At 64.8% G+C, this 23,256-nt stretch carries 18 protein-coding genes; 10 read left to right on the plus strand and 8 right to left on the minus strand.

Going from position 1 to position 23,256, the window contains the following annotated elements:
• Positions 1–5: 5 nt before the first annotated feature.
• Together OKW29_RS07270 and OKW29_RS07275 are read left to right on the plus strand one after the other, a co-directional pair.
• Positions 6–1,433 (plus strand): PLP-dependent aminotransferase family protein, encoded by a 1,428-nt coding sequence (locus tag OKW29_RS07270; RefSeq protein ID WP_429290512.1) that lies wholly within the window; start codon positions 6–8, stop codon positions 1,431–1,433.
• Between the two features lie 71 nt (positions 1,434–1,504).
• Positions 1,505–2,077 carry an FUSC family protein gene (locus OKW29_RS07275; protein ID WP_184039715.1) on the plus strand — a complete coding sequence of 191 codons (573 nt, stop codon included), beginning with the start codon at positions 1,505–1,507 and terminating at the stop codon, positions 2,075–2,077.
• 25 nt (positions 2,078–2,102) lie between these two features.
• Here the strand turns inward: OKW29_RS07275 and OKW29_RS07280 are convergent, their stop codons facing one another.
• The gene (locus OKW29_RS07280; protein WP_429290513.1) at positions 2,103–3,083 is read right to left on the minus strand and encodes a cupin domain-containing protein; all 981 of its coding nucleotides are present in this window, start codon (positions 3,081–3,083) and stop codon (positions 2,103–2,105) included.
• A gap of 117 nt (positions 3,084–3,200) precedes the next feature.
• On the opposite strand from OKW29_RS07280, the gene OKW29_RS07285 reads away from it, so the two are divergent.
• Complete coding sequence (locus OKW29_RS07285; RefSeq protein WP_184009880.1) at positions 3,201–3,542, plus strand: carboxymuconolactone decarboxylase family protein; 342 nt, start codon at positions 3,201–3,203, stop codon at positions 3,540–3,542.
• A 69-nt stretch (positions 3,543–3,611) separates the two neighbouring features.
• Positions 3,612–3,809, plus strand: coding sequence for a hypothetical protein (locus OKW29_RS07290; RefSeq protein ID WP_184039793.1), 198 nt, complete (start codon positions 3,612–3,614; stop codon positions 3,807–3,809).
• 168 nt (positions 3,810–3,977) lie between these two features.
• On the opposite strand, the gene OKW29_RS07295 is transcribed toward OKW29_RS07290, so the two are convergent.
• Positions 3,978–5,033 (minus strand): aldo/keto reductase, encoded by a 1,056-nt coding sequence (locus tag OKW29_RS07295; RefSeq protein ID WP_429290514.1) that lies wholly within the window; start codon positions 5,031–5,033, stop codon positions 3,978–3,980.
• Positions 5,034–5,293: 260 nt separating this feature from the next.
• Here OKW29_RS07295 and OKW29_RS07300 point away from each other — a divergent pair, with 260 nt between their 5' ends.
• Entirely contained in the window at positions 5,294–9,994 is a 4,701-nt protein-coding gene (locus tag OKW29_RS07300) for a DEAD/DEAH box helicase (protein WP_429290515.1), read from the plus strand.
• Positions 9,995–10,199: 205 nt separating this feature from the next.
• On the plus strand, positions 10,200–12,206 hold the full coding sequence (gene pdeR / locus OKW29_RS07305) for a cyclic di-GMP phosphodiesterase (RefSeq protein ID WP_429290516.1): 2,007 nt from the start codon (positions 10,200–10,202) through the stop codon (positions 12,204–12,206).
• 18 nt (positions 12,207–12,224) lie between these two features.
• On the opposite strand, the gene OKW29_RS07310 is transcribed toward pdeR, so the two are convergent.
• Positions 12,225–13,328 (minus strand): malate/lactate/ureidoglycolate dehydrogenase, encoded by a 1,104-nt coding sequence (locus tag OKW29_RS07310; protein ID WP_429290517.1) that lies wholly within the window; start codon positions 13,326–13,328, stop codon positions 12,225–12,227.
• A gap of 123 nt (positions 13,329–13,451) precedes the next feature.
• Positions 13,452–14,912, minus strand: a complete 1,461-nt coding sequence (locus OKW29_RS07315) for a M20 family metallopeptidase (RefSeq protein ID WP_429290753.1) — start codon at positions 14,910–14,912, stop codon at positions 13,452–13,454.
• 168 nt (positions 14,913–15,080) lie between these two features.
• Between OKW29_RS07315 and OKW29_RS07320 the strand changes: the two genes are divergently transcribed.
• Positions 15,081–15,392, plus strand: a complete 312-nt coding sequence (locus tag OKW29_RS07320) for a superinfection immunity protein (protein WP_429290518.1) — start codon at positions 15,081–15,083, stop codon at positions 15,390–15,392.
• 91 nt (positions 15,393–15,483) lie between these two features.
• Here the strand turns inward: OKW29_RS07320 and OKW29_RS07325 are convergent, their stop codons facing one another.
• The 3 genes from OKW29_RS07325 to OKW29_RS07335 all read right to left on the minus strand — a co-directional run bounded on the left by OKW29_RS07325 (position 15,484) and on the right by OKW29_RS07335 (position 18,475).
• Positions 15,484–15,753, minus strand: a complete 270-nt coding sequence (locus OKW29_RS07325) for a YodC family protein (protein WP_184039698.1) — start codon at positions 15,751–15,753, stop codon at positions 15,484–15,486.
• Positions 15,754–16,239: 486 nt separating this feature from the next.
• Positions 16,240–17,787: an MFS transporter gene (locus OKW29_RS07330; RefSeq protein ID WP_429290519.1), complete on the minus strand. Its 1,548-nt coding sequence runs from the start codon at positions 17,785–17,787 to the stop codon at positions 16,240–16,242.
• A gap of 58 nt (positions 17,788–17,845) precedes the next feature.
• On the minus strand, positions 17,846–18,475 hold the full coding sequence (locus tag OKW29_RS07335) for a TetR/AcrR family transcriptional regulator (protein ID WP_429290520.1): 630 nt from the start codon (positions 18,473–18,475) through the stop codon (positions 17,846–17,848).
• 1,376 nt (positions 18,476–19,851) lie between these two features.
• Between OKW29_RS07335 and OKW29_RS07340 the strand changes: the two genes are divergently transcribed.
• The 3 genes from OKW29_RS07340 (at position 19,852) to OKW29_RS07350 (ending at position 22,102) form a co-directional block, all read left to right on the plus strand.
• On the plus strand, positions 19,852–20,277 hold the full coding sequence (locus OKW29_RS07340; RefSeq protein ID WP_429290521.1) for a PRC-barrel domain-containing protein: 426 nt from the start codon (positions 19,852–19,854) through the stop codon (positions 20,275–20,277).
• Between the two features lie 310 nt (positions 20,278–20,587).
• Positions 20,588–21,448: a hypothetical protein gene (locus tag OKW29_RS07345; protein WP_429290522.1), complete on the plus strand. Its 861-nt coding sequence runs from the start codon at positions 20,588–20,590 to the stop codon at positions 21,446–21,448.
• A gap of 294 nt (positions 21,449–21,742) precedes the next feature.
• Positions 21,743–22,102 (plus strand): hypothetical protein, encoded by a 360-nt coding sequence (locus OKW29_RS07350; RefSeq protein WP_429290523.1) that lies wholly within the window; start codon positions 21,743–21,745, stop codon positions 22,100–22,102.
• A gap of 551 nt (positions 22,103–22,653) precedes the next feature.
• Here the strand turns inward: OKW29_RS07350 and OKW29_RS07355 are convergent.
• Entirely contained in the window at positions 22,654–23,037 is a 384-nt protein-coding gene (locus OKW29_RS07355) for a VOC family protein (RefSeq protein ID WP_187616228.1), read from the minus strand.
• Positions 23,038–23,256: the final 219 nt, after the last annotated feature.

A 23,256-nucleotide genomic window follows, 5' to 3' on the forward strand; every position in this document is an offset into this window, starting at 1 on the left:
GCTGGATGAAAAGCGCAATTGACCACACAAACGGTGAAGACGTTCTCCAGACAAAGGGGCGTCAGCCGACTTATCTCGAAGTGTCGCGCAGCCTCGAGGAAAAAGTCCGCAGCGGTCTCTACCCGCCGGGCAGCCGCCTGCCGCCGCAGCGCGAGCTTGCGTTGGAGCTGGGCCTGAATGTCTCGACCGTGTCGCGCGCGTACAAGGAGCTACAGACGCGTGGGCTGATCGTCGCGAGCAAGCGGCGCGGCTCGATCGTCACCGGCGGCGCCATGCCTGCCGTGCATGCCCGCAGCGACAACACGTCGGCAAACGGCAAACCCAACGCGAACGCCGTGCTCGATCTGACCGTGAACCGGCCTGCCACCGGTGAATTCCTCACACAACTCGCGCGGACGATGGCGCAAATTGCGCACGATCCCCGCTATCCGGAGACCCAGGAATATCAGCCGCCGCAAGGCCCCGAATGGGCGCGGGCCGCGGGCGCGCAATGGCTCGCCGCGCCCGGCTTCACTCCCGGCGCCGACAGCGTGGTCGTCACGAGCGGGGCACAGCATGGCCTGTATGCGGTGCTGAGCAGCTTGATGGGTCAAGAAGGCGTGATCCTGTCGGATCAGCTGACCTACTATGGGCTGAAAGCCCTTGCGCCGGTGTTTCAGTTCGAACTCGTCGGCATTCCGAGCGACGACGAAGGGCTGCTGCCCGAGCGTCTCGAAGACGTCTGCCGGCATCGGCGCGTGAAGGCGATCTTCACGGTGCCGAATCTGCAGAACCCGACCGTCGTGACGATGAGCCTCGCCCGTCGCGCGGCGCTCGCCGACATCGCGCGTCGGCATCACATCGTCATCATCGAGGACGACGTGTACGGTCCGCTGCTGCAAGCGCGCCTGCCGACGATCGCGAGCCTGTGCCCGGAGCTGACCTTCCACATCACGTCGACGTCGAAGGTCCTCGCGCCGGGTCTACGCATCGGCTATCTGCGCACGCCGCCGCATGGCGCGGCGCTGGCCGCGGAAGCGGTGCGAACGACCGCATGGATGCCTGCGCCGCTGTCGACGCTGATCGCGACACGCTGGATCGAGGACGGCACCGCGCAGACGATCCTCGACGCGCAGCGCGCCGAGTTGCGCGCGCGCCAGGAGATCGCGCGCGAACTATTGCCCGCCGAGCATCTGAAGAGCGACCCCGCATGCATGTTCGTGTGGTTGCGCGTGCCGCCGCCGTGGCGCTCGGACGACTTCGCGGCAAACGCGCTCGCGCGCGGGGTCAACACGATGCCCGCATCCGCGTTCGCGGTCGATCGCTCGACGGTCGAGCACGGCGTGCGCATCAACCTCGCTTGCGCCGAGTCGCGCGAGCAGTTGACGCGTGGCCTGCTGATTCTCGCGCACACGCTGCGCGACCGGCCGCGTGCGCTGTTCGGCACGATCTAGCTAGCAGTGGAAGCGTGAAGCGGAGCCGCTAGAATACGGCACCCCCTGCCCCGCCGAGCCGCCTTCATCCGATGACTCCGTCCGACGATTCAAGCCCTTCCTCGCGCACGCACGCCGCCGATGCGCTGTTCGCTTTCCTGAAGACGCTGCCGCTCGGCGACCGCTTGATCGAGGGCGGCTTCATGGCCGTGCAGGCCGTGGCGGGCGCGAGCCTCGCGTTCGGCATCGGTCGCACGCTGCACACCGAGCAGGCGTTCTGGGCCGCGATCACCGCGATCGCGGTGAGCCAGCATAGTTATATCGACACCCGCAAGCTGTCGCGCGACCAGTTCATCGGTGCGATGGTCGGCGGTATTTGCGGGCTGATCGGCACGCTCGCGGGCGGCGGCCATTTTGCCGCGTACGCGGCGACCGTGGCGGTCGCGATCCTGATCTGCTGGGTCGTCAACGTCGGCAGCGCAGCGCGCCTCGGCGGCATCACCGCGACGATCATGCTGCTGGCGCCAGGCATCGGCCCGGCGTGGGACAAGGCCTTTCTGCGGCTTGCCGAAGTGACGCTCGGCACGGTCTGCGCGCTCGTGGTCGCGCGACTCATGGCGTCGCTCGAAAGGCGCGCGTTCAGCAAGGGCGGACCGCCCAGATAGAATCGCCCACGCGTTGAGTCTTTAGTCAGTCATCCAGAGCATCGTCCGTTGGTGTGCGGCGCCGGTAACGTCCCGGCGTCACACCGACGCTTTGCGCGAACGCCTTGCCGAACGCCGCCTCCGATTGATAGCCGACCGCCTCGCCGATGTCCGCCGCGCTGCGTTGTGTGCGCAACAGCAGATCGCTGGCGATCGCCATGCGGATCTGCGTCAGAAAATCCATCACGGTCACGCCCGCGCGCTCGTTGAAGTGGCGCGCGTATGTCGCGCGCGACATCGCCGCGCGCTCGCCGAGTTCAGAGATCGTCCATGCGCGTTCGGGCGCGTCGAGCATGGCCTGCACCGATGCGCCGAGGCGTGCGTCCGTCAGCAACGCGAGCATCCCGGTGCCGTTCGCATTGCGCTCGCCGTGCACGCGCAGTGCCATCGCGAACAGCGCGTGGCTCAAGGCCGTCACGATCGCGAGCGCGCCAGGCTGACGCCGCTCCGCTTCGCCGCGCATCAGAGTGATCACCGCCTGCAACGCATCGAGCGTTTGCGCGTCCCCGAGCGATACGTGCAGCGGATCGGGCAGCACATTGAGCAGCAGCGCCGATGAACCGGGTGCATAGACGAAGCGGCCGCACAGCAGATCGACACCGTCATGAATCGCGGTGTCGTTGGGCGCGTGCGCGGCCGTGGCAGTGGTTTCGTGGCCATCGTTGCGCCGCACCGGCAGCATGCCGTCATGCCCGAGCGTCAACGGCAGGCCACCCGCCGAGCGCTTTACGTCGCGCATGCGATGCGCGGCGCCACGCGGAAACAGCATGAAATCGCCGGCCTGCAATTCGAGCGGCTCGCCGGCGGCGGTCTCGATCACACAGCTGCCGTCGAGCACCAGATGAAACGGCGCAACGCCCGCCTCCAGCGGCGCGTGATCGATGTCGAATGCGCCTGATAGCAGGCAGCGAAGATCGAGACTCGCTTGCGGCCGGGCAAGGTCGATCAGGCGACTGAGCGTGTCCATGAGACGAGCGCGCTAAAAGTTGAGTCGAATGAGTATTCAGGATATCGCGGCGCGGCGCAATACTTTGTCCCACGACGCCGGCAACCGCCGGCGCGCAACGGACCAAGGAGCACTGCCATGTTGAACTGGATCGATTACCGCAAGGAACTGTTCGGCCGTATCGGCGAAATGTCGAAGCTCGCGCCCGAAAGCGTGAAGGCGTATCAGGCGATGTCGAGCGCCGGTCAGAAGACCGATCTGCTCGGCGCGAAAACGCGCGAGCTGATTGCGCTCGCGGTAGCGGTCAGCCTGCGCTGTGACGGCTGTATCACGGTCCATACGGCCGAGGCGCTGAAGCACGGCGCGACCCGTGAGGAAATCGCCGAAGCGCTCGGCGTCGCGATGGCGATCAACGCGGGCGCGACGCTGGTGTACTCGGCGCGCACGCTGGACGCGGTCGCCGCGCATACGCAGGGGTAAGCGAGACTGCTGATTAGACGCAGCGATTGCTAATTCATCGTCCGTCCTTACGTGCCGCATCGACCGATCATGTCCGGCGATGCGGCGCGCGGCCCTTGTTGCAGCGATCGATCAAACGCCTACCAGCCTGGTGACCGTTCCTCAGAACTGAATCGTCGTGCGCAAACCGGGAACTGCTTCGTTCTTGATGCGCTGGGTCGTTACGCGGAAATCTTCTCGTACAACGACAAGACGGAGACTTTCAGTCTCGCGGACGTCGAGACCTGAGCGAGTGCCGAAACGAAATGGCCGCGGAGAACCTGAGAGCGGTGGATCGTCTTCACGAGTTGGCGGTTTTTCCAGTCGACCGCCTCAGGACCGCGCGCGAGCATGAAACTCGCGCGGCCCATCGATGAAGATTCGGGCTTCCAGGGCGAACGCGAGTACGCCGTCGCGTTATCGCTGCACGACGTGCCGAACCTCGGCCAGCTGCTGCCGGCGTTGCTCGCCCTGCCGCTCCAGCATCCAGCCGGGGTACTCCGCCGGCAGCGCGCTGACTTCGGCCAGCTTCGCGAGCTCATCGGCGGATAGCGCGACGTTGGTCGCCGCGATGTTGTCGTCGAGCTGCTCGATTTTCTTCGCGCCGACGATGACCGTGCTGACGACACGCTGATGCAGCAGCCACGCCAGCGCGATCTGCGCGACCGAGACGTTTTTCGCTACAGCGATTTCGCGCATCACGTCGATGCAGTCATACGCGCGCTCGCGATCGACAGGCGGAAAATCGAAGTTCGTGCGACGGCTGCCCGCTTCGGCCTGCTGCTCGCGTCCGTATTTGCCGCTCAGCAAACCACCCGCGAGCGGACTCCACACCATCAGGCCGAGGCCTTCGCTTTGCAGCATCGGCACGAGTTCGCGTTCGAGATCGCGGCCCGCGAGCGTGTAATACGCCTGCAGCGTTTCGAAGCGCGCGGTGCCGAGCCGCTCGGCGATGCCGAGCGCCTTCGCGATCTGCCACGCGGCCCAGTTCGACACGCCGACGTAGCGCACGTGGCCGTGCTGCACGAGCGTATCGAGCGCGCGCACGGTTTCTTCGATCGGCGTGGCCGGATCGAAACCGTGGATCTGATACAGGTCGACGTGATCGAGTTGGAGACGCTTCAGGCTCGCCTTGATGCCGTCGAGGATGTGATAGCGCGACGCGCCGCGCGCGTTTGCGAACTCGCCGGTTTGGCCGAACACCTTGGTCGCGATCACGACCTTGTCGCGCGGTACTTGCAGATTCTTCAGCGCCTGGCCGGTGATCTGCTCGGACAGGCCGCCCGCGTAAACGTCGGCGGTGTCGATGAAATTGATGCCCGTGTCGAGCGCCCGGCCGACCAGCCGCTCCGCGTCGTTCTGCTGCAGATCGCCGATCTGCCGCCAGATGCCTTCGCCACCGCCGAAGGTCATCGTGCCCAAACACAACTCTGAAACAAACACACCGGTACGGCCCAACTGGTTATATCGCATCGTCGACGCTCCATCGTGGGTGCAGGAAGAGTCGTCAAGCGTACTGCAATCGGCGGAGGTTGGTAGGAGTGGCACACACGCCGCAAAAGACTACGAATTCCAGCAGCGGCGCGAAGCCCGATGCGCCGCGCACGAGCGGCGAAAACCTGCGAGACTGACGGCTATTGCGCCGTCAGCGTGGAATGACCCACAACCCCAAAACGGTCGACATTGCCCGGTGCCGACTGGATATCCCCCGCGCCGCCCTCATCTGCACAAGCATGACTTCGGCAAAGACTTCCGCCGCACTCGACGCGGCGCCCCGCTCCCGCAAGGCCCGCTCCACCGCGAGCGCGGCGCGCGCCGCCGCGCCAGCCTTACCGCCAGCCCAGCAGGCGCTCGACGGCTTTCACCCAGCCGTCGCCAACTGGTTCCAGCAAACCTTCGCCGCCCCGACCGACGCACAAGCCGCCGCGTGGCCGCAGATCCGTAGCGGCCGCTCGACGCTGGTCGCCGCGCCGACGGGCTCCGGCAAGACGCTGACCGCATTCCTGTCCGCGCTGAACGACCTGGTCTCGCAAGGCCTCGCGAACGGCGGCACGCTGCCCGACGAAACGCTGGTCGTCTACGTGTCGCCGCTGAAGGCGCTTTCGAACGACATCCGCCTGAATCTGCAACTGCCGCTGCAAGGCATCGCCGCCGAACTCGACAGGCTCGGCCTGCCGCCGCTCGACATTCGCACCGCGGTGCGCACCGGCGACACCACGCAGCAGGAACGCAATGCGTTGAAAAAGCGCGCGCCGCACATTCTCGTGACGACGCCCGAGTCGCTGTACGTGCTGCTCGGCTCGGATTCTGGCCGCCGCATGCTGGCGACGGTGCGCACGGTGATCGTCGATGAGATTCATGCGCTCGCCGGCAGCAAGCGCGGCAGTCATCTCGCGCTGAGCCTCGAACGGCTCGACGCCCTCTGCGCCCGGCGCCTGCCGCGCATCGGGCTGTCGGCGACGCAAAAGCCGGTCAGCGCGGTCGCGCGGTTTCTGGTCGGCGGCGCGAGCCTCGAGAGCGACGTACCGGCCGAGTGCGCGGTGATCGACGTCGGCCACGTCCGCGCGCGCGACCTCGCGCTCGAGATCCCGCCGGTGCCGCTCGAAGCGGTGATGGCCAACGAAGTGTGGGAGCGCGTCTACGACCGGCTCGCCGAGCTGGTCGCGCAGCACCGCACGACGCTGATCTTCGTCAACACGCGGCGGATGGCCGAGCGCGCCGCGCGTCATCTGACCGAGCGGCTCGGCAAGGACGCGGTCGCCGCGCATCACGGCAGTCTCGCGAAAGAACATCGTTTCGACGCCGAACAGCGCCTGAAACGCGGCGAACTGCGCGTGCTGATCGCGACCGCTTCGCTCGAACTCGGCATCGATATCGGCGACGTCGACCTCATCTGCCAGATGGGTTCGCCACGCGCGATCGCGCCGTTCCTGCAACGCGTCGGCCGCTCGGGCCACCACGTCGGCGGCATGCCGAAGGGGCGGCTCTTTCCAGCCTCGCGCGACGACCTGCTCGAATGCGCGGCGCTGCTCGATTGCGTGCGGCGTGGCGAACTCGATGCGCTACGCATCCCGCGCGCGCCGCTCGACGTGCTCGCGCAACAGATCGTCGCGGAAGTGTCGAGCGCCGAGTGGAGCGAGGATGCGCTGTTCGACATGCTGCGGCGCGCAGCGCCGTACGCGGATCTGGCGCGCGAGCAATACGACGCGGTGCTGCGCATGCTCGCCGAGGGCTACACGAGCCGCCACGGTCCGCGCGCCGCGTACGTGCATCGCGATGCGGTAAGCGGCACGCTGCGCGGCCGGCGCGGCGGCAAGCTGGTCGCCGTAACGTCGGGCGGCACGATCCCCGAAAACGCCGATTACGCCGTCGTGCTCGAACCGCAGGCGATCAATATCGGCACCGTCAACGAGGACTTCGCGGTCGAAAGCCTCGCCGGCGATGTGTTCCAGCTCGGCAACGCGTCGTATCGGATTCTGCGAATCGAGAGTGGCCGGGTGCGGGTCGAGGACGCACAAGGGCAACCGCCGAACATTCCGTTCTGGCTCGGCGAGGCGCCGGGGCGCAGCGACGAGCTGTCTTTCGCGGTCACGAGATTGCGGGAGCAGGTCGAGCGTTTGCTGACGGAGGGCGAGCCGGCGTCACACGCGGTTGCGTCGGTGCCAATCGCCGCGGCGCAATTCGAAGCAGCCGCAACGCCCGCGAAATCCGCGGCAAAGAGAGGACGCAAAGCCAAAGCTGCCGTGGCGCAGAGCGCGACGCAGACCACAACGGCGTCCGCAACCGCCGCAGCCACGTTGCCCGCGAGCGAAGCCGAACCCACGGCCGCGCGCCTCGACCGCGCCATCGCCAGGCTTGCCGACGAGCTCGCGCTCGACGAGTCCGCCGCGCGCCAGATCGTCGAATACCTGGCGCGTGCGCGCGCCGCGCTCGGCGTACTGCCGACGCAAAGCACGCTGGTGATGGAGCGCTTCTTCGACGAATCGGGCGGCACCCAGCTCGTGATCCACTCGCCGTTCGGCAGCCGCGTCAACCGCCCGTGGGGGCTCACGCTGCGCAAGCGCTTCTGCCGCGGCTTCAACTTCGAGTTGCAGGCCGCCGCCACCGAAGACGCGATCGTGCTGTCGCTGACCGGCAGCCATTCGTTCGTGCTCGACGAGGTCTGGCGCTATCTGCACTCGAACAGCGCCGAACATCTGCTGATCCAGGCACTGCTCGATGCGCCATTGTTCGGCGTGCGCTGGCGCTGGAACGCGACGACCGCGCTCGGCCTGCCGCGCTACACGGGCGGCCGCAAGACCGCGCCGCAACTGCAGCGCATGCGCAGCGAGGATCTGCTCGCAAGCGTGTTTCCCGAGCAGGCCGCGTGTCTGGAGAACGTCGTCGGCGAACGCGAGGTGCCGCGCCATCCCTTAGTCGACCAAACCATCGACGACTGTCTGCACGACGCGATGGACAGCGAACGCTGGCTCGCGCTGCTGCGCCGCATCGAGCGCGGCGAGTTGCGGCTCGTCGCGCGTGATCTGCCGGCGCCGTCGCCGCTCGCCGCCGAAATCCTGACCGCGAAGCCCTACGCGTATCTCGACGACGCGCCGATCGAGGAGCGCCGCACCCAGGCGGTGCTGAACCGCCGCTGGACGGACCCTGAAAGCGCCGACGATCTTGGTGCGCTCGACGCCGCCGCGATCGACAGCGTGCGCGACGAGGCGTGGCCGCAGGCGCGCAACGCCGACGAAATGCACGAAGCGCTGACGGGCCTCGCGTGCATCACCGGGGCCGAGGCGCTCGCGCACGAGGATTGGCCGACGCTGCTTGCGGCGTTGGCGAAAGCCGGCCGGGCGACGCGCTTGCCGCTGGCCGCGCAAGCCAACGCGAGCACGGGCAACGACAACGCCAGCGACAGCGCACTGTGGCTGCCCGCCGAACGCCTCACCTGTTTCGAAGCGCTGTACCCCGGCATCGCGCGCAATCGCTACACACCGCCGCTGAGCGCCCCGAAGGGCTACACCGAGAGCTGGAGCGCCGACGACGCGCTCGTCGACGTGTTGCGCGCGCGGCTGACCGGCTTCGGCCCGCTGACGATCGAGGCGATCGCGCGTCCGCTCGGTTTGCCGGCCGACCGGATCGAACAGGCGCTGATCCGGCTCGAAGCCGAAGGCTATCTGTTGCGCGGCCGCTTCACGCCGCACACGAGCGACGAGGAATGGTGCGAACGACACCTGCTCGCACGCATCCACCGCTACACGGTGAGGCGGCTGCGGCGTGAGATCGAGCCGGTCGAGCGGCACGACTTCATGCGCTTCCTGTTCGAATGGCAGCATCTGACGCCGATGACTCAGCATCTGACGCCGACGTCGCGCGCCGAAGGCCGCGACGCGCTCGCCGCCGCGCTCGACCAGCTCGAAGGCTTCCAGGCCGCGGCCGGCGCGTGGGAGGAAGACCTCCTGCCCGCGCGCGTGCGTGCCTACACCAGCAGTTCGCTCGATGAGCTATGCCGCGCCGGCAAGATCGTCTGGACCCGCTTGACCGAGCGGGCGCGCGGCGCCGCCGGTCCGGTCCGCGGCACGCCGATCGTGCTGCTGCCGCGCGTCCAGCTGCGTGCGTGGCGCGCGCTGCTCGATCCGGCGCGCCAGGTCGAGTTGTCGGCGCTCGCGCAAAGCGTGCACGACACCCTCGCGCAACACGGCGCGATGTTCTTCGACGAACTGCTCACCGAGGTGCGCGTGCTGCGCATGGAGCTCGAAAACGCGCTCGGCGAGCTGGTCGCGGCCGGCCTCGCGAACTCCGACAGCTTCGCGGGCTTGCGCGCGTTGCTCAAGCCGGTCGCCAAACGCAACGCGTTTTCCAGCAGCCGGCGCGCGCGAGCGAGCGCGCTGATCGGCGGCATGGACGACGCGGGGCGCTGGGCGCTCGTAAGCCGTCCGTCCGCCGCCGCGCCGGAAAATCCACCCGAACGGCGTCGCCAGTTACCGCCCGAGGCGCTCGAACACGTCGCAATGACGTTGCTGCGCCGCTACGGTGTCGTGTTCTGGCGCGTGCTCGAACGCGAGGCCGAATGGCTTCCGCCGTGGCGCGATCTGCTGCGCGTTCTGCAGCGGCTCGAGGCGCGCGGCGTGATCCGCGGCGGGCGGTTCGTCAACGGACTCGCGGGCGAGCAGTTCGCGCTGCCCGAGGCGATTCCGCTGCTGCGCGAGGTGCGCCGGCAGCCGAACGACGGTGCTCTTATCTGCGTTGCTGGGACCGATCCGCTGAATCTCGTCGGCACGCTGCTGGTCGGCGACAAGGTGCCGGCCGTGACCGGAAACCGCGTGCTGTATCGCGACGGCGTGGTGGCGGCCACGCTGGTGGCCGGCAAGTTCCGGTTCGACCCGGCGCTCGACGCCAACCCGCCCGAACGCGAACGCGCCCGCGCGCTGCTGGCGCGCCGCCTCTAGTGACGTCGTCGTGGCGTCGTTCTGGCGGGTAATAATCGCGCCGCGCGCGGCCGCGCCGGCCCATACTCATGGTTAGCAAAACGTTAATGATTCTTCGCTCGAATTGTCACGCTTAGATACAATGAGGCAGTTTCACTTTAGTACGAGGAAGACTGTCTGCCGCCGCCCGCCTTGATTGGGACCGCCGGCACACTCCGGGGATTTCATGAGCGACCAGCTACACGACCAGGTGCTTCACGCGCGGTTCGGCACGAGCAGCCCTTGCTGGCGCCTGGCGGCCGCCAGCGACACGCTGGAACTCGTGCCTGCGCACGGCCACGCGGCTGTCGGCGTCGCCATTTCCCTCACCTCTTCTCAAGCTTCCCAGGTCCGCGCGCTGAGCGGCGTGACCTCCCACGTCGTCGTCGACGTTCAGTTGGACGCCGCGCCGCTGCGACTGCATCTGGTCGGCAAGAAACTCGATTGTCATCGCTGGGGCGGCACCGCGTCGGCCGATGGCGACACCGAATCCGTCGCGCGAGCGCTACTGCACGGTCTGTCGTTCGCTGAACAGGTCGTCTCGGAGGTCAATTCGGTCGTCGTGATCGTCGACCGGAACGGCCGGATACAGCGCTTCAACCGGCTCGCCGAGGAGCTGACCGGACTCAGGGAAGAGGACATCATCGGCCGCAGCGTCTGGACGTTGTTCATGTCGTCCGACGACGGCGGGGTCTCGAACGAGGTCAGCGCGAATTTTTTCAATCGTGGCGAACCGTACGAGATCGAACGGCGCATCAAAACGGTGCACGGCGAACGGCTGTTCCTGTTTCGCAACAAATTCGTGCGCAGCGGCAGCGGCATCGAAGAGCAGTTCCTGATCTGCTCGGGCACCGACATCACCGAGCAACGGCTCGCGCAGGACCGCCTGATCGAGCAGGCCACCACCGACCCGCTCACTGGCCTCGCCAATCGCAACGCGATCCAGGAGCGCATCCAGATCGCGATCGAACTGGCGGCGCCGGGCGAAACCGTCGGCGTCCTGTTTCTCGATCTCGACAACTTCAAGAAGGTCAACGATCACTACGGCCACGTGTTCGGCGACCGCCTGATCTGCGACGTGTCGGACGCGATCCGCGACTGCCTGAATCCGGGCGACTCGCTCGCGCGTCTGGGCGGCGACGAATTCATCGTGCTCGCGGCGAAGGGCTCCGCGCATGACCTGGAAAACACCGCGCAGCGCATTCTCGATCGTATGCGCATGCCGTTCGCCGTCGGGCTCGTCGAGGTCTATACCGGCTGCTCGATCGGCATCGCGCGTTCGCCCGAGCATGGCGAAACCCTCGAATCGCTGATCCGTTCGGCCGACACAGCGATGTACGTCGCGAAGGACGAAGGCAAGCGCACGCATCGCGTGTTCTCGCCGGACATGAATCGCCGCGTCGCGGAGTTCATGTGGCTCGACACGAATCTGCGCCGCGGACTCGAGGAAGGCCAGTTGGCGCTGCACTATCAGCCGAAGCTGAACCTCGCGACGGGCGCCGTGCAAGGCGCCGAAGCGCTGGTGCGCTGGAATTCGCCGGAGCGCGGCCAGATCATGCCGGCGGAATTCATCCGTTATGCCGAGGAATCCGGACTGATCGGCGTGCTCGGCCGCTGGGTGATGGAAACCGCAGCGAAACAGGCGGCCCGCTGGAAAGCGGCCGGCTATGACCTGCGCGTCGCGATCAACGTGTCTGCGCGACAGCTCACGGATACAGCCGTGGTCCGCCATTTCACCGAGGCATTGCAGCACGCGAGTCTCGATCCATGCCTCGTCGACCTCGAACTGACCGAAAGCTGCCTGATCGAAAACGAAGCGGCCGCGATCGAGCTGATCAAGCAGTTCCGCCAACTCGGCGCGCAGGTGCATCTCGACGACTTCGGCACCGGCTACTCGTCGCTGTCGCAACTCGGCCGTATTCCGCTCGACGTGATCAAGCTCGACCGCAGCTTCACGGGCTCGATCCACGCGGATATGAAGGCACAGGCGCTGGTGCGCTCGATGGTCGCCGTCGCGCAGGAGCTCGATTTCCAGGTGGTCGCCGAAGGGATCGAAACCGAGGCGGAAGAAGCCTTCATGAAGGGGCTCGGCGTCGATTACGTGCAGGGCTTCCTGTACGCGAAGCCGATGCCCGCCACCGAGTTCGAGCGCTGGCTGCTCGATAGGCGCAGCAAGCTCAGGCTGATCGCCTGAGCCCTGCTGTCGCGCGCTTCAGCCGAGGCGCGCGGACCAACCACCCACTTCGTCTTCATTCATCCCGACGGCGCGCGCCGCGGAGTGGATTTGCGTCCACGTAGCCGCGTCGATCGGAATGCCGGCGGCCTCGCGCTGCGCGCGCGTCACGCGCTCGGGCTCGCCGGGTTCGTAGATGCGCTCCGCGCCCGCCGCGAGCGGCGACGCCTTCACCCACGCGAGGAACGCATCGGCTTCGGCTTGCGCATCGGGCGCGTCGAATGCGGTCGGATCGATGATCACCGATAGCATGCAGTTGATGATCGCGTGCGTGGTACCGAGCGTGTCCGCATGCGTCGTGAAGCCGCCCGACAGCGCACCGCCGAAAATCTCGCAGATCGCCGCGAGCCCGAAACCCTTGTAGCCACCGAACGGCGTCAGCGCGCCGAACGGCGCTTCGTGCATGACTTTCGGTTCGAGCGTCGGCATGCCTTCGTGATCGATCAGCGCGCCGGGTGGCGTGTGCTTGCCCTGGTTATAAGCGACGCGCGTCTTGCCGAACGCGATCGTGCTGGTCGCGAAGTCGAGCACCAGCGGCGGTTTGCCGGGCCGCGGATAAGCGGCGCAGAACGGATTCGTGCCGATGCGCCGGTCCGCGCCGCCGAATGGCGCGACGAGCGGATCGCCCGCCACGTTGACGAAGTGAAACGACACCAGCCCGGCGCGCGCGCACTGCTCGGCCCAATGCCCGATGCGGCCGATATGATGCGCGCCGCGCATGCCGACCGCGCAGACGCCGAGCCGCCGCGCGCGCTCGATGCCCCGCTCCATCGCCTCGAACGCGATCACCTGACCGAAGCCCTTGCCGCCTTCGACGGTCAGTACCGCGCCCGCGTCCTTCACGACGTCGGCGTGTCGATTCAGTTGCAGTTGCTGGTCGGCGAGCGATTCGACATAGCGCGGGATCATGCCGACGCCGTGCGAGTCGTGCCCGGTCAGATTCGCTGCCACCAGATGATCGGCCACCAGCTCCGCTTCGCGCGGCGTACTGCCCGCCCGCTCCCAGATCGCCCTGACGTAGGCATGCAGTTGATCGGCCGGAATCCGGGGCGTGGTGGTTTGGGCAGTCTGGGAGTCGGTCATTCAGCGTGTCGGTGAGGTTCGAACGGAAGGAATGAAACGGCGGGACAAACAGCTGCATCAAAGCAGCATCGATAAACAGCGGGCCCGGGTCACGCCCGAGCCCCACTCAAACGAAACCAGAACTCACGGCGCCGCGGCAATCACTTCGGCAACCGCGGCCGTCAGCTTCTTGCCGTACGGCACGTGCAGGAACTCGTTCGGCCCATGTGCGTTCGACTTCGGCCCGAGCACGCCGCACACCATGAACTGCGACTTCGGGAAGCCCGCCTTCAGCACGTTCATCAACGGGATCGTGCCGCCGAGACCCATGTAGGCCGCGTCGGCGCCGAAGTGCTGACGCGACGCATCGTTGAGCGCGGTGGCGAGCCACGGCGCGACCTCCGGTGCGTTCCAGCCGCTCGCCGCGCCCGCATCCGGCTTGAACGTGACCTTCGCGTTGTACGGCGGATCGAATTCGAGCAGCGCCTTCAGTTCGGCGACCGCCTTCTCCGCTTCGATGGTCGGCGGCAGCCGCAGCGACAGCTTGAACGCCGTGCGCGGACGCAGCACGTTGCCGGCGTCGGCGAGCGCGGGCAAGCCAGCCGCGCCCGTCACCGACAGTGACGGACGCCACGTCGAATTGAGCAGCGCCTCGCGCGGATCGGTCGTGGTGGGCAGCACCTGACGGCCGTCCTGGCCGCACGCCCACGGCATCTTCTTCCAGACGTCATCGCCGAGAATCTTTGCGGCGGCCTCCGCTTCGCGCAGACGATCGGCCGGCACCGTGCAGTGGAAGCCTTTCGGCAGCAGCGTGCCGTTGGCGGAGTCTTCGAGACGGTCGAACAGCTGCCGCATGATGCGGAAGCTCGACGGTACGATGCCGCCGTAGACGCCCGAGTGGATCCCTTCGTCGAGCACCTGCACTTCGAGATCGCCGCCGACGAGGCCGCGCAGCGACGTGGTCAGCCACAGCTGATCGTAATTGCCCGCGCCCGAGTCGAGACACACGACGAGCCCGACATTACCGAGCCGCTCGCGCAGCGCGTCGACGTAGGGCAGCAGATCGTAGCTGCCCGACTCCTCGCAGGTTTCGATCAGCCCGACGCAGCGCGGACGCTCGACACCCTGTGCATCGAGCGCGGCGAGCGCCGTCAGGCTCGCATAGATCGCGTAGCCGTCGTCCGCGCCGCCGCGGCCGTAGAGCTTGCCGTCTTCGAACTTCGGCGTCCACGGACCGAGGTCGTTGCGCCAGCCATCGAACTCGGGCTGCTTGTCGAGGTGGCCATAGAGCACGACGGTTTCGTCGCTGCCCGAGCGCGTCGCGGCCGTCTCGAAGAAGATCACCGGCGTGCGGCCCGGCAGGCGGACCACCTCGAGCTTCAGGCCGCGCACCGGTTGCTGCTCGGCCCATTGCGCGGCGTCGGTGATCACGCGCTCCAGATAACCGTGTTTCGCCCAGTCGGGATCGAACGCCGGACTCTTGGCCGGCACCGCGATGTAGTCCGTCAGCGCGGGCACGATCTCGTCGTTCCACTTGCGCTCGACGAATTCTCGCAGCGTGTCCGGGTTGAGTTGAGCCTGCTGGGTCGTGTCGTCGGTGATCATGATCGGGTCCGTGAAGTACTGTTCGGTCGAAACGATCATGATAGTCCCGATGCGTGTCGGGCTGAACCCCTTGCGGTGATTGGGGTGGAGACTGGAACGCGCAGGTGCGAGGCGCGCGGCCGCCATTCGCGCGACAATCGCTACATGCATCGCGCATCAGGAGCTTGTATGGGTGGCAACGTGGCCGTTCAGGCCATCGGCGCGGCGTTCGCGCTGGCGCTATATTTTCTGCCGGCGATCATCGCGGACCGGCTCAAGCGCCGCGACGTGCTGACGCTCGCGCTCTTCAATGCCTGCCTCGGCTGGACCATACTCGGCTGGGTGCTCGCGCTGTATTGGGCGCTACAGCCGAATCCGGCGGAGAGCCTCGCGCGGGACGTCGTGGAGACACGCAAGGTGTCGACCTTGCGCGCGTTTTCATCGGCGCTGACGCTGCGCGTGCGACGACGCGAGGCCGCGCGCGACCGGCCCGAGCGCTGAAACGATTCGGGCGGCTCGAGCAAGACGAGCAACAAACGAACAACAGGAAACCGATTGATTGACGTGCACGGGCGTCACTCAGGGGCGTCACTCAGGCCGCGCGCCCGATGCGACTCCACTGTACCGAGCCCGCCGGAATGGAGCGCGGCTCCGCCCGCACGGCTTGCGCCGCAAAGCTTTCGTGACGCAGTTCGCCGTGTTCGTCGAACCACTCGCAGATCACCCAGTCGCCGGGATTCAGCGCGACCGGACCTGCGTACGTCACGGTCATGCGCGGGCCTCCTTCTTTTAACTTGACGACGTCGCCCACATTGAAGGCGGCGGATGTTGTCTGGAATGCGTCAATGGTAGCGGTCAGCATATTGGGTCCCCCTATCTTGAGCGTTTATTAAGTTGAGCCCGGCTTTATCGACTCCGACCTGTTGAACGTACACTCTAAAGTTAAGACAGATTAACAATCGAATTTAAACGCGGCAAGCGCTTTTTTATTGATACCGTTTCCATTAGAGCCGCAGTCCATGCTCGCCGGCTAAAGTTCCCGGTATTACCGAAAACAATCATCGCGACACCTTGCGGCTAACCCTATGTGCGCTACCGCACAAACGCAACACTTACTGCAGGCCATTTGCAGGCAGGTAGAAAATGCGAGGTTGGTTTCGTCTGATTAGAAAAGCTGGCGCGATGTCGTCGAGCCGTTAATCGGTTGAGCCAGTTTGATCTAAATCAGAATTACCTGTGAACGAGGAGATCGCCGGTAAATACCATGCAGTTCGTTATACCGCTTCGTTCAAATTGAACGATTTTTTCAGCGAGCCAACAAATGAAAACGATTACCAGCGGATTAATTTCAAACTGCCGGGGCGACTGAGCGCCGCACGCCTTTCTGATGACGCACCAGCAGCACGCTAAGGCCGATACACACGAACATCAGCACGGCATTGATAGCGAGGCTCACTTGGAACGCGTGCGCATAAGAGGCGGGTGCCGAACTGCCGCCGAGCGCCCCGAAGAACGCGCCGCTGATCGCCGCGGTGCCGAACGCGGAGCCGATCTGCAACGTCGACGAGACCACACCCGATGCGAGCCCGGCCTTCTCGGGCACCACCTCCTGCAGCACGATGCGCATGATCGACGGCAACAGCAGACCATGTCCGACGCCCGCGCACACTAGCCCGCAGTAGAACAGCAGATCGGGCGTCGCGGATTGGGTCGCGGACCAGCCGGTCACCGTGAAGCCCAGCGTCATCATCGAGAAACCAAGCGTCAGCACATGGGCGCCGATGCGCTTGACCACGGCCGGCGACGTCAACGGCCCGATCACGAAGCCGAGCGCGAACGGCATGATCGCGATGCCCGACGCGAGCGGCGTCCAGTGCAGGCCGGTTTGCAGAAAGATGCCGTAGGTCAGGAAGAACGCGCTATTGCAATAGAACAGGAACGCGAGCACGAGACCGAGCGCGAACGCGCGACTGCGGAACAGTTGCAGATCGACGAGCGGATGCCCGCCAGCGCGCTCGACGCGCCGCTCGGTCGCGACGAACAGCGCGAACACCGGCACCGCGAGTGCGAACATGGCGAAGGTCCACGCGGGCCAGCCGGCTTCACGGCCATGCGTCATCGGATAGATGACGAGCAGCAGCACCGCCGACAGCAGCGCGACGCCCTTCAGATCGACGCCGGTATGCGTGGCCGGCTGGTTCTCCGGCACGAACTTCCATGTGCCGATGAACGCCGCGATGCCGATCGGGATGTTGATCAGGAAGATCACGCGCCAGTCGAGCCCGAACGGGTGATACGTGATCAGCGCGCCGCCGCCGAGTTGCCCGACGATCGACGACAAGCCGAACACGAAGCCATACAGACTCATCACGCGCGTCTGCTGATGCAACGGCACGACCGCACGAATCGTCGCGAGCACTTGCGGCGCCATCACCGCGGCCGCGATGCCTTGCACGATGCGCGAGATCACGAGCATGTGCCCGCTCGTCGCGAAGCCGCACAACGCCGACGCGATCACGAAAGCCGCCATGCCCGTCATGAACATGCGACGGCGGCCGAACAGATCGCCAAGGCGGCCCCCCGTGATCAGCAGCACCGCGTAGGCGGACGCATAAGCCGACACGACGAGTTGCAGTTGCGCGTCGCTCGCGTTGAGGCCCGTGTGAATCGACGGCAGCGCCAGATTGACGATGAAGTAATCGAGCGGCGCGAGAAAGGCGCCGACGAACAGCACGGCGAGCGCGAGCGCCTGGCGCTGAAAGCCGGGCGCCGACGCTTTGGCGGCGACAGCCATGCCGGCCATCGCCGGGCCGGGACCGGTCACGGCTGCGCTCGCCGCGCAGCTGACGGACCCACCGAATGCCGCCGGAGCGGACTTGATTGCTTCGCTTTTCATGACCGCTCGTTCAAAAATTGGTTAAAAAATTTTTGCGCCACTGCTCGCGAACGAGGCGTTACACCAGCGCGCGCATCGCCACATCGACGATACCGATCAGCGCATCTTGCTGATGCGCGACCCGCCCGATGACCCGCAAGCCCTGCATCACGCATAACAGGAAATCGCCGACGGCTTTTTCGTCGAGCGTCGAATCGAATGCGCCGCTCGCCTGACCGCGGATCACCGCCGCAGCGAGCAAAGTCGCCATGCGGCGCTGAATCGCGGCGACGCGCGCGCGCAGCACTTCGTCATCGGGCTGCATTTCGAGCGTCGTATTCGTAATGAAACAGCTGCGCCGGCCGCTCAATGCGCAGGACACCCTCGCGTAGTGCAGCAGCGCGTCGCGCAGCGCCTGCTCCGGTTCGGCCGTCGCGCTCAGTCGCTGCGCGAGCCGCGCGACCGCGCCTTCCGAGTAATGATCCAGCGCGGCGAGCATGATGCCGTGCTTGTCGCCGAACACGCCGTACAGGCTGCCGCGCAGCAGACCGGTGGCCTTGCACAGATCGTCGATCGACGTCGCGTGGTAGCCGTGATCCCAGAACACCTGGCTCGCGTTCGCCAGCACGGTGGCCGTGTCGAACTCGCGCGGACGGCCGCGCTGACATGTTTCGCCAGCTTTTTTCGCGGCTTGCTTTGAATGACTCAATTGCGATGACCTTGTTGCCTGGTTGCGTCGGTCCGCTGATATTATGACCGGATGTTCAATAAATCAAGGATGGCATTCCGTAGGCCTACTCGCGTCGGGGTGTTCCTGCACAATAGACCCAGAAAAATGAGCAATAGACTCGGAAACGCCGCTGGATGGCCGTGCAATAGACCTTGAAAAATGAAAGCTGTTTTTAATATTTCACATATCAGCCGCTTTCGCGCAGGGTCGACCATGGAAATTCACCATTGCAATAATTCCAGAGATCTTTGGCCCTCCCACAAGCCGCGACCGAGGCTGGATCAGCGCCGCCTTCTTTGCTCCGCAATTTCCTCGCTGCTCTCGCACATCACAACTAACTCGCGATGCACGAGCGTGCGCGCGGGCGCCTCTTGTCCCACCACATTCGATCGTCGCGTACCTAAACACTATGACGAAAACAAACACTCGAGGCCGCAAGCAGCTCCAACTTCGATCTCCGGAATCGAACCATCAAAATGGGTGCGTGCCAATCCACAAGAGACCTTGCAAGCTTGAGACTTTAAACTTTCATGGCGTTGAAAACATTCGGACTCTTTGCCGCCTTCAGCGTGAAGAGCGGGTCTCGGAGCGTACCCACTACGACCGGCGGCCTGCTCGCGTGTGCTCGTAGCGTGGGCGGTTAGGGGCAAATCCCCGCCGGTGAACTGGCAAACCGATTGACTCGAGCCGCGTTGTGCGTCAGCAATGTGGCGGATTGCTGACGGTGGCGGCATCGAACAACCCGACGGCAGCTTCCTGCATCAGCGAACTCACACTCCCGACCCAGTTGAGCCGTTCGACTCCGGGCGGCATCAACGGCAGCTATCGAACTTACGTCGGTCATACACGTAAGTTCGGCAGGCAAGGTCTACAGGTAGCAGTTCATCGTCAACCGGACGGGGGACAGGTGCTCGATCCCATCACAGGCTGTCGGGGGCACATCGAATACTTGCCGGCGTTCCGACACACGGGCTTCGTCCTGTGGCAGCCAGTTGTGACAACGATCGCATTGCGCTGGCAATGGATGGTACACGGTCTGGGTCGGCTGCTCGACTTGCTTAAGCGTCGTTGGTTCTGTCGCACGGTAGGCCGGCAAGGTTGCAAAAACGGGAACTATGAGTTGGCGCCACGGGGCTTGTAAGCCGACAGCAAGTGGATAAACTGGCGCCCAACGATCTGGCATACAGGCTCTCGGCCGCGCCGAACCGGTGTTTCACTAACCTATGCGACTCCCGCCGTCCCAACCTTTAAGTGGCATTGGGACATTGCCCGCGGTAGCGAAGGGACATTGGCCGGCGTCGCCCCCCGGGGCCGAAGAACGTGCCAGAAACCGAATCTAACCATGGAGTGAACGTATGGCTTTGCACAAGGCAGTATTGGTAGCAGTGGCACTTGCAGCATGTATCGGTGCGCACGCACAGGTCGCCGGCACACAGACTCTGAGCGTCACTATTAGCCAGTCCCAGGCGCTTTTGCAGGGATGGAGCGTCAAGAAGAGCGTGCTGGGCAAATCGGTCTACAACGACCAGAACGAAAAAATCGGCGCGGTCAAAGATCTGATCGTGGCCCCGGACGGCTCCGTGTCGGCGGCCATCGTCGCTACAGCCGGCTTCCTCGGCGTCGCCACGCATGACGTCGCGGTGCCCATCGCCGCACTCGACGTGCGCGGCGGCAATCTATATCTGCCGGGCGCCACCAAGGACGCCCTGAAGGCAACGCCCGAGTTCCAGTACGCGAAGGTGCAATCGCCGCCTAAGCCGAAGAAGGTTCAGGCAGAGTGACCTGTTTTCAACAGTCCTAAGCTGAGGTCGTTGCGGCTGGCAAGGTCAGTCGCAACGACTTATCGCCGGACTCGAGCTTCGCGCTCAACCGCTTGCCCCTTCAGTCCCCCTTACGCTGCGCACTCAACACCCTGCCCCCGCGCTGTTCGGATGTGGGTATTGCAGAGTAGCCCCATCCGAACAAAGCCCCTTCAGACCGCCTTCCCATTTTTCCATTTCCAAGCCACTTCTGTAGTCAATATTGGCGACTGCTGATTAACACGGCCGCGCGTCTGGACGGGCCATCGCCTTTCATGGATCACCCAACACCATGCAAAAAACCCTCGGACTTGCCGTTGCCACCCTGCTCGCCGTCGCCGCTATTGCGCTGTGGACCCTCCTCGCCCGGTTCGAACCATCCATCAAGTCCGCCATCGAGACGGAAGGCGCGCTTGCGACCCAGACGCAGGTGCTCGTGGGTAGCGTCGAATTCTCGCCCTTAACCGGCGTGGGCGCGCTTGATGGACTTACCGTGGGCAACCCCACTGGTTTCTCTTCGCCCTACGCCGTAGTGGTGGACCGTATCGCCTTGCAGGTGGAAAGCGGCTCACTTCTCGGCGGCGGCCCTGTCATTGTTGATTCCGCCACAGTCATCGCGCCGAAGATTACTTACAAGGCGGAAAGTCCCACCGCCACCAGCAACCTGGAGACCATCAAGAACAACGCCCAGACCTATTCCACCACCCCGGCCGCCATCCGGGCCGGCAGCAACGCGCGCAAGGTCATCATCCGCAACCTCACCGTCATGGGCGGCACACTCTCACTTGACATGCACCTGCCCGGAGGCCCGCTTACGGTACCGCTGCCTCCGCTGCATCTCGTCAATATCGGCGCGACCACAAACGGCGCCACGCCCTCCGAGATCATCCGTGCCGTGTGCGAGGCGCTCGCGGACGAAGCGAAAAAGGCGGTCACCGAGGCCATCGCCCAAAAGCTGAAATCCGTTATCGATATGCTCAAGCCGCCCGTAGGTGGGTTGCCAAAGCTGCCGTCCCTGCCGTCCCTGCCGTCCCGTCCGTCCCTGCCGCGCCCTCCGTCCCCTCCGTCCCCTCCGTCCCTGTCGTCCCCGCCATCCCTGCCATCGCTGCCCCCCCCACCCGGCCTACCCTTGCCGCCCCCGCCCGGCTTTTAGGGCCTGACCTGGCCACTGCAATCCAGTCCCGATCAGAACCGTAGAGCGTAATAAACATGTCAGTGCGCCGGGGGACCGGCAAGGAGTAAAGAGTGGAAGTCTCTAACAACGAAGGTCTAGCTCCTCGATTAGTGGCACTCGCCCCTTTGCTCTGGCTATACTGCGCCACAAAAAGTACAGACAAGAGATAAGAAGCCGTATGAAAAACCTGCCGCGTAGGCGAAGTGATGAAAACGAAGCTGAGGGCCGCGAGCGCAGCGGTATTGATCGCAGGCGTGCTCACGGGTTGCGCCGATGTGCGACAAGAACACGCCGGAGGCAGCGACCTACGGCACGTACTCTGACGACTACAAAGCCCTGATCGATGCCTATCGGCAGACAATGCTAAATGAACCTTCGAGCGCCGTGGTGCAATATCTGAATGAACCATCGTCGGGATGGACGCGAGCCGCACCTGGAGCGCCTGCTGTGTTCGGTTATCGCGTGTACCTGATAGTCAATGCGAAAAACAGTTACAACGGGTATGTTGGCAACCTGCTTACCGAAGTTTTCATCCGCAATGAAAAGGTGGTGAGTTACCGCGTCGCTGATCATTCGAGCAGTGCGTATGACGCCGTCGTACAGAGTGCGTGCGACTCGGTCAGCCCCAAATGAAGGGCGTGCACGCCACGAGGCCTATAGTTATCAGCGCCATTCGTACGGCCCGCAACTGCGAATGACTGTCCCACAGCCTGCGATCCCTTGCGGGCTTTTCTTGTGCGGGCAGCCCTCCGTCTCATCCTGGTCGGCTCGCCTGAATGTCCGAGCCAATATGCCGACATTCGCGACCCGTTCCGGCGAATGTCAGCATTCGTTATTGGCGAATGAGTCTTGTCGACCCATAGCCGCCTTTGGGGTTAGCGCGCGGTCAACAGCGGCTTCAAAGAGTCCACCGGTCAATCGTGCGACGCCGACGGCCGGTCGCTGTTCGGGGCCAAGGTGCCGTTTGCGTATGCACCTTCATGCTTCAATGAGGAAGTCTGACTTGATGTTCACCAATCCGCGCGGTAAACACGATCGCTCGCTGCCCACGGACAGGACGCGATCAATTCAGGTCTCTCTAGCGCATCCGGGGCCTTCAGCCCGAAGCGAACGGCTGCACCTGCCATTGCGTCCGCGGAACATAGAGATCGCAGGCCCACACGGTGTCGATGGCATAACCTCACTCACTCGCCGCTGCCGTAAGGCCGGGTGATCACTTCGAGGTAGTGGCCGTCAGGATCGCGAAAATAGACGCCGCGCCCACCATCGTTGTGGTTGATCTCGCCCGGCCGGCTACCCCTCGGATCGGCCCAGTATTCCAGTCCGCGATCCTTGATCCGGGTGAATACAGCGTCGAAATCAGCTTCGCTGATCAGGAAGGCGTAATGCTGCGGCTGGATCCGGCCCTCAACTTTGGCAAAATCGAGCGAGACCCCGTTGTCCAGATCGACGACGTCGAAGTGGCCGAAGCGATTCGGCGCTGGCCGGCCGAGCATTTCGGCCAGAAACCTGGCTGAGGCGCTCTGGTTCGAGCACCAGACAATGGTGTGATTGAGCTGGGCGACCATAACGTGGGCTCCGGCGACCTGGGAATAGAGTGGTTTGAGCGTAGACGGTCCGTTCCAATCGCGACTGTCAGTGCGTACGTGCTGACACGATGGCAAAGGCGGACAGACTATCGTATCGAGCCTGCACTTGAGTCGTCGATACCTGAGTATAGCCGTCGTTCGAATGTCCACCGGAAGGCCTTAGCGTACGTCGCCTCCTGGCCGTTCAGTGCCTCGTGC

It is taken from the genome of Paraburkholderia sp. CI3, assembly GCF_050436505.1.
In the GTDB taxonomy this organism is placed as follows: domain Bacteria; phylum Pseudomonadota; class Gammaproteobacteria; order Burkholderiales; family Burkholderiaceae; genus Paraburkholderia; species Paraburkholderia tuberum.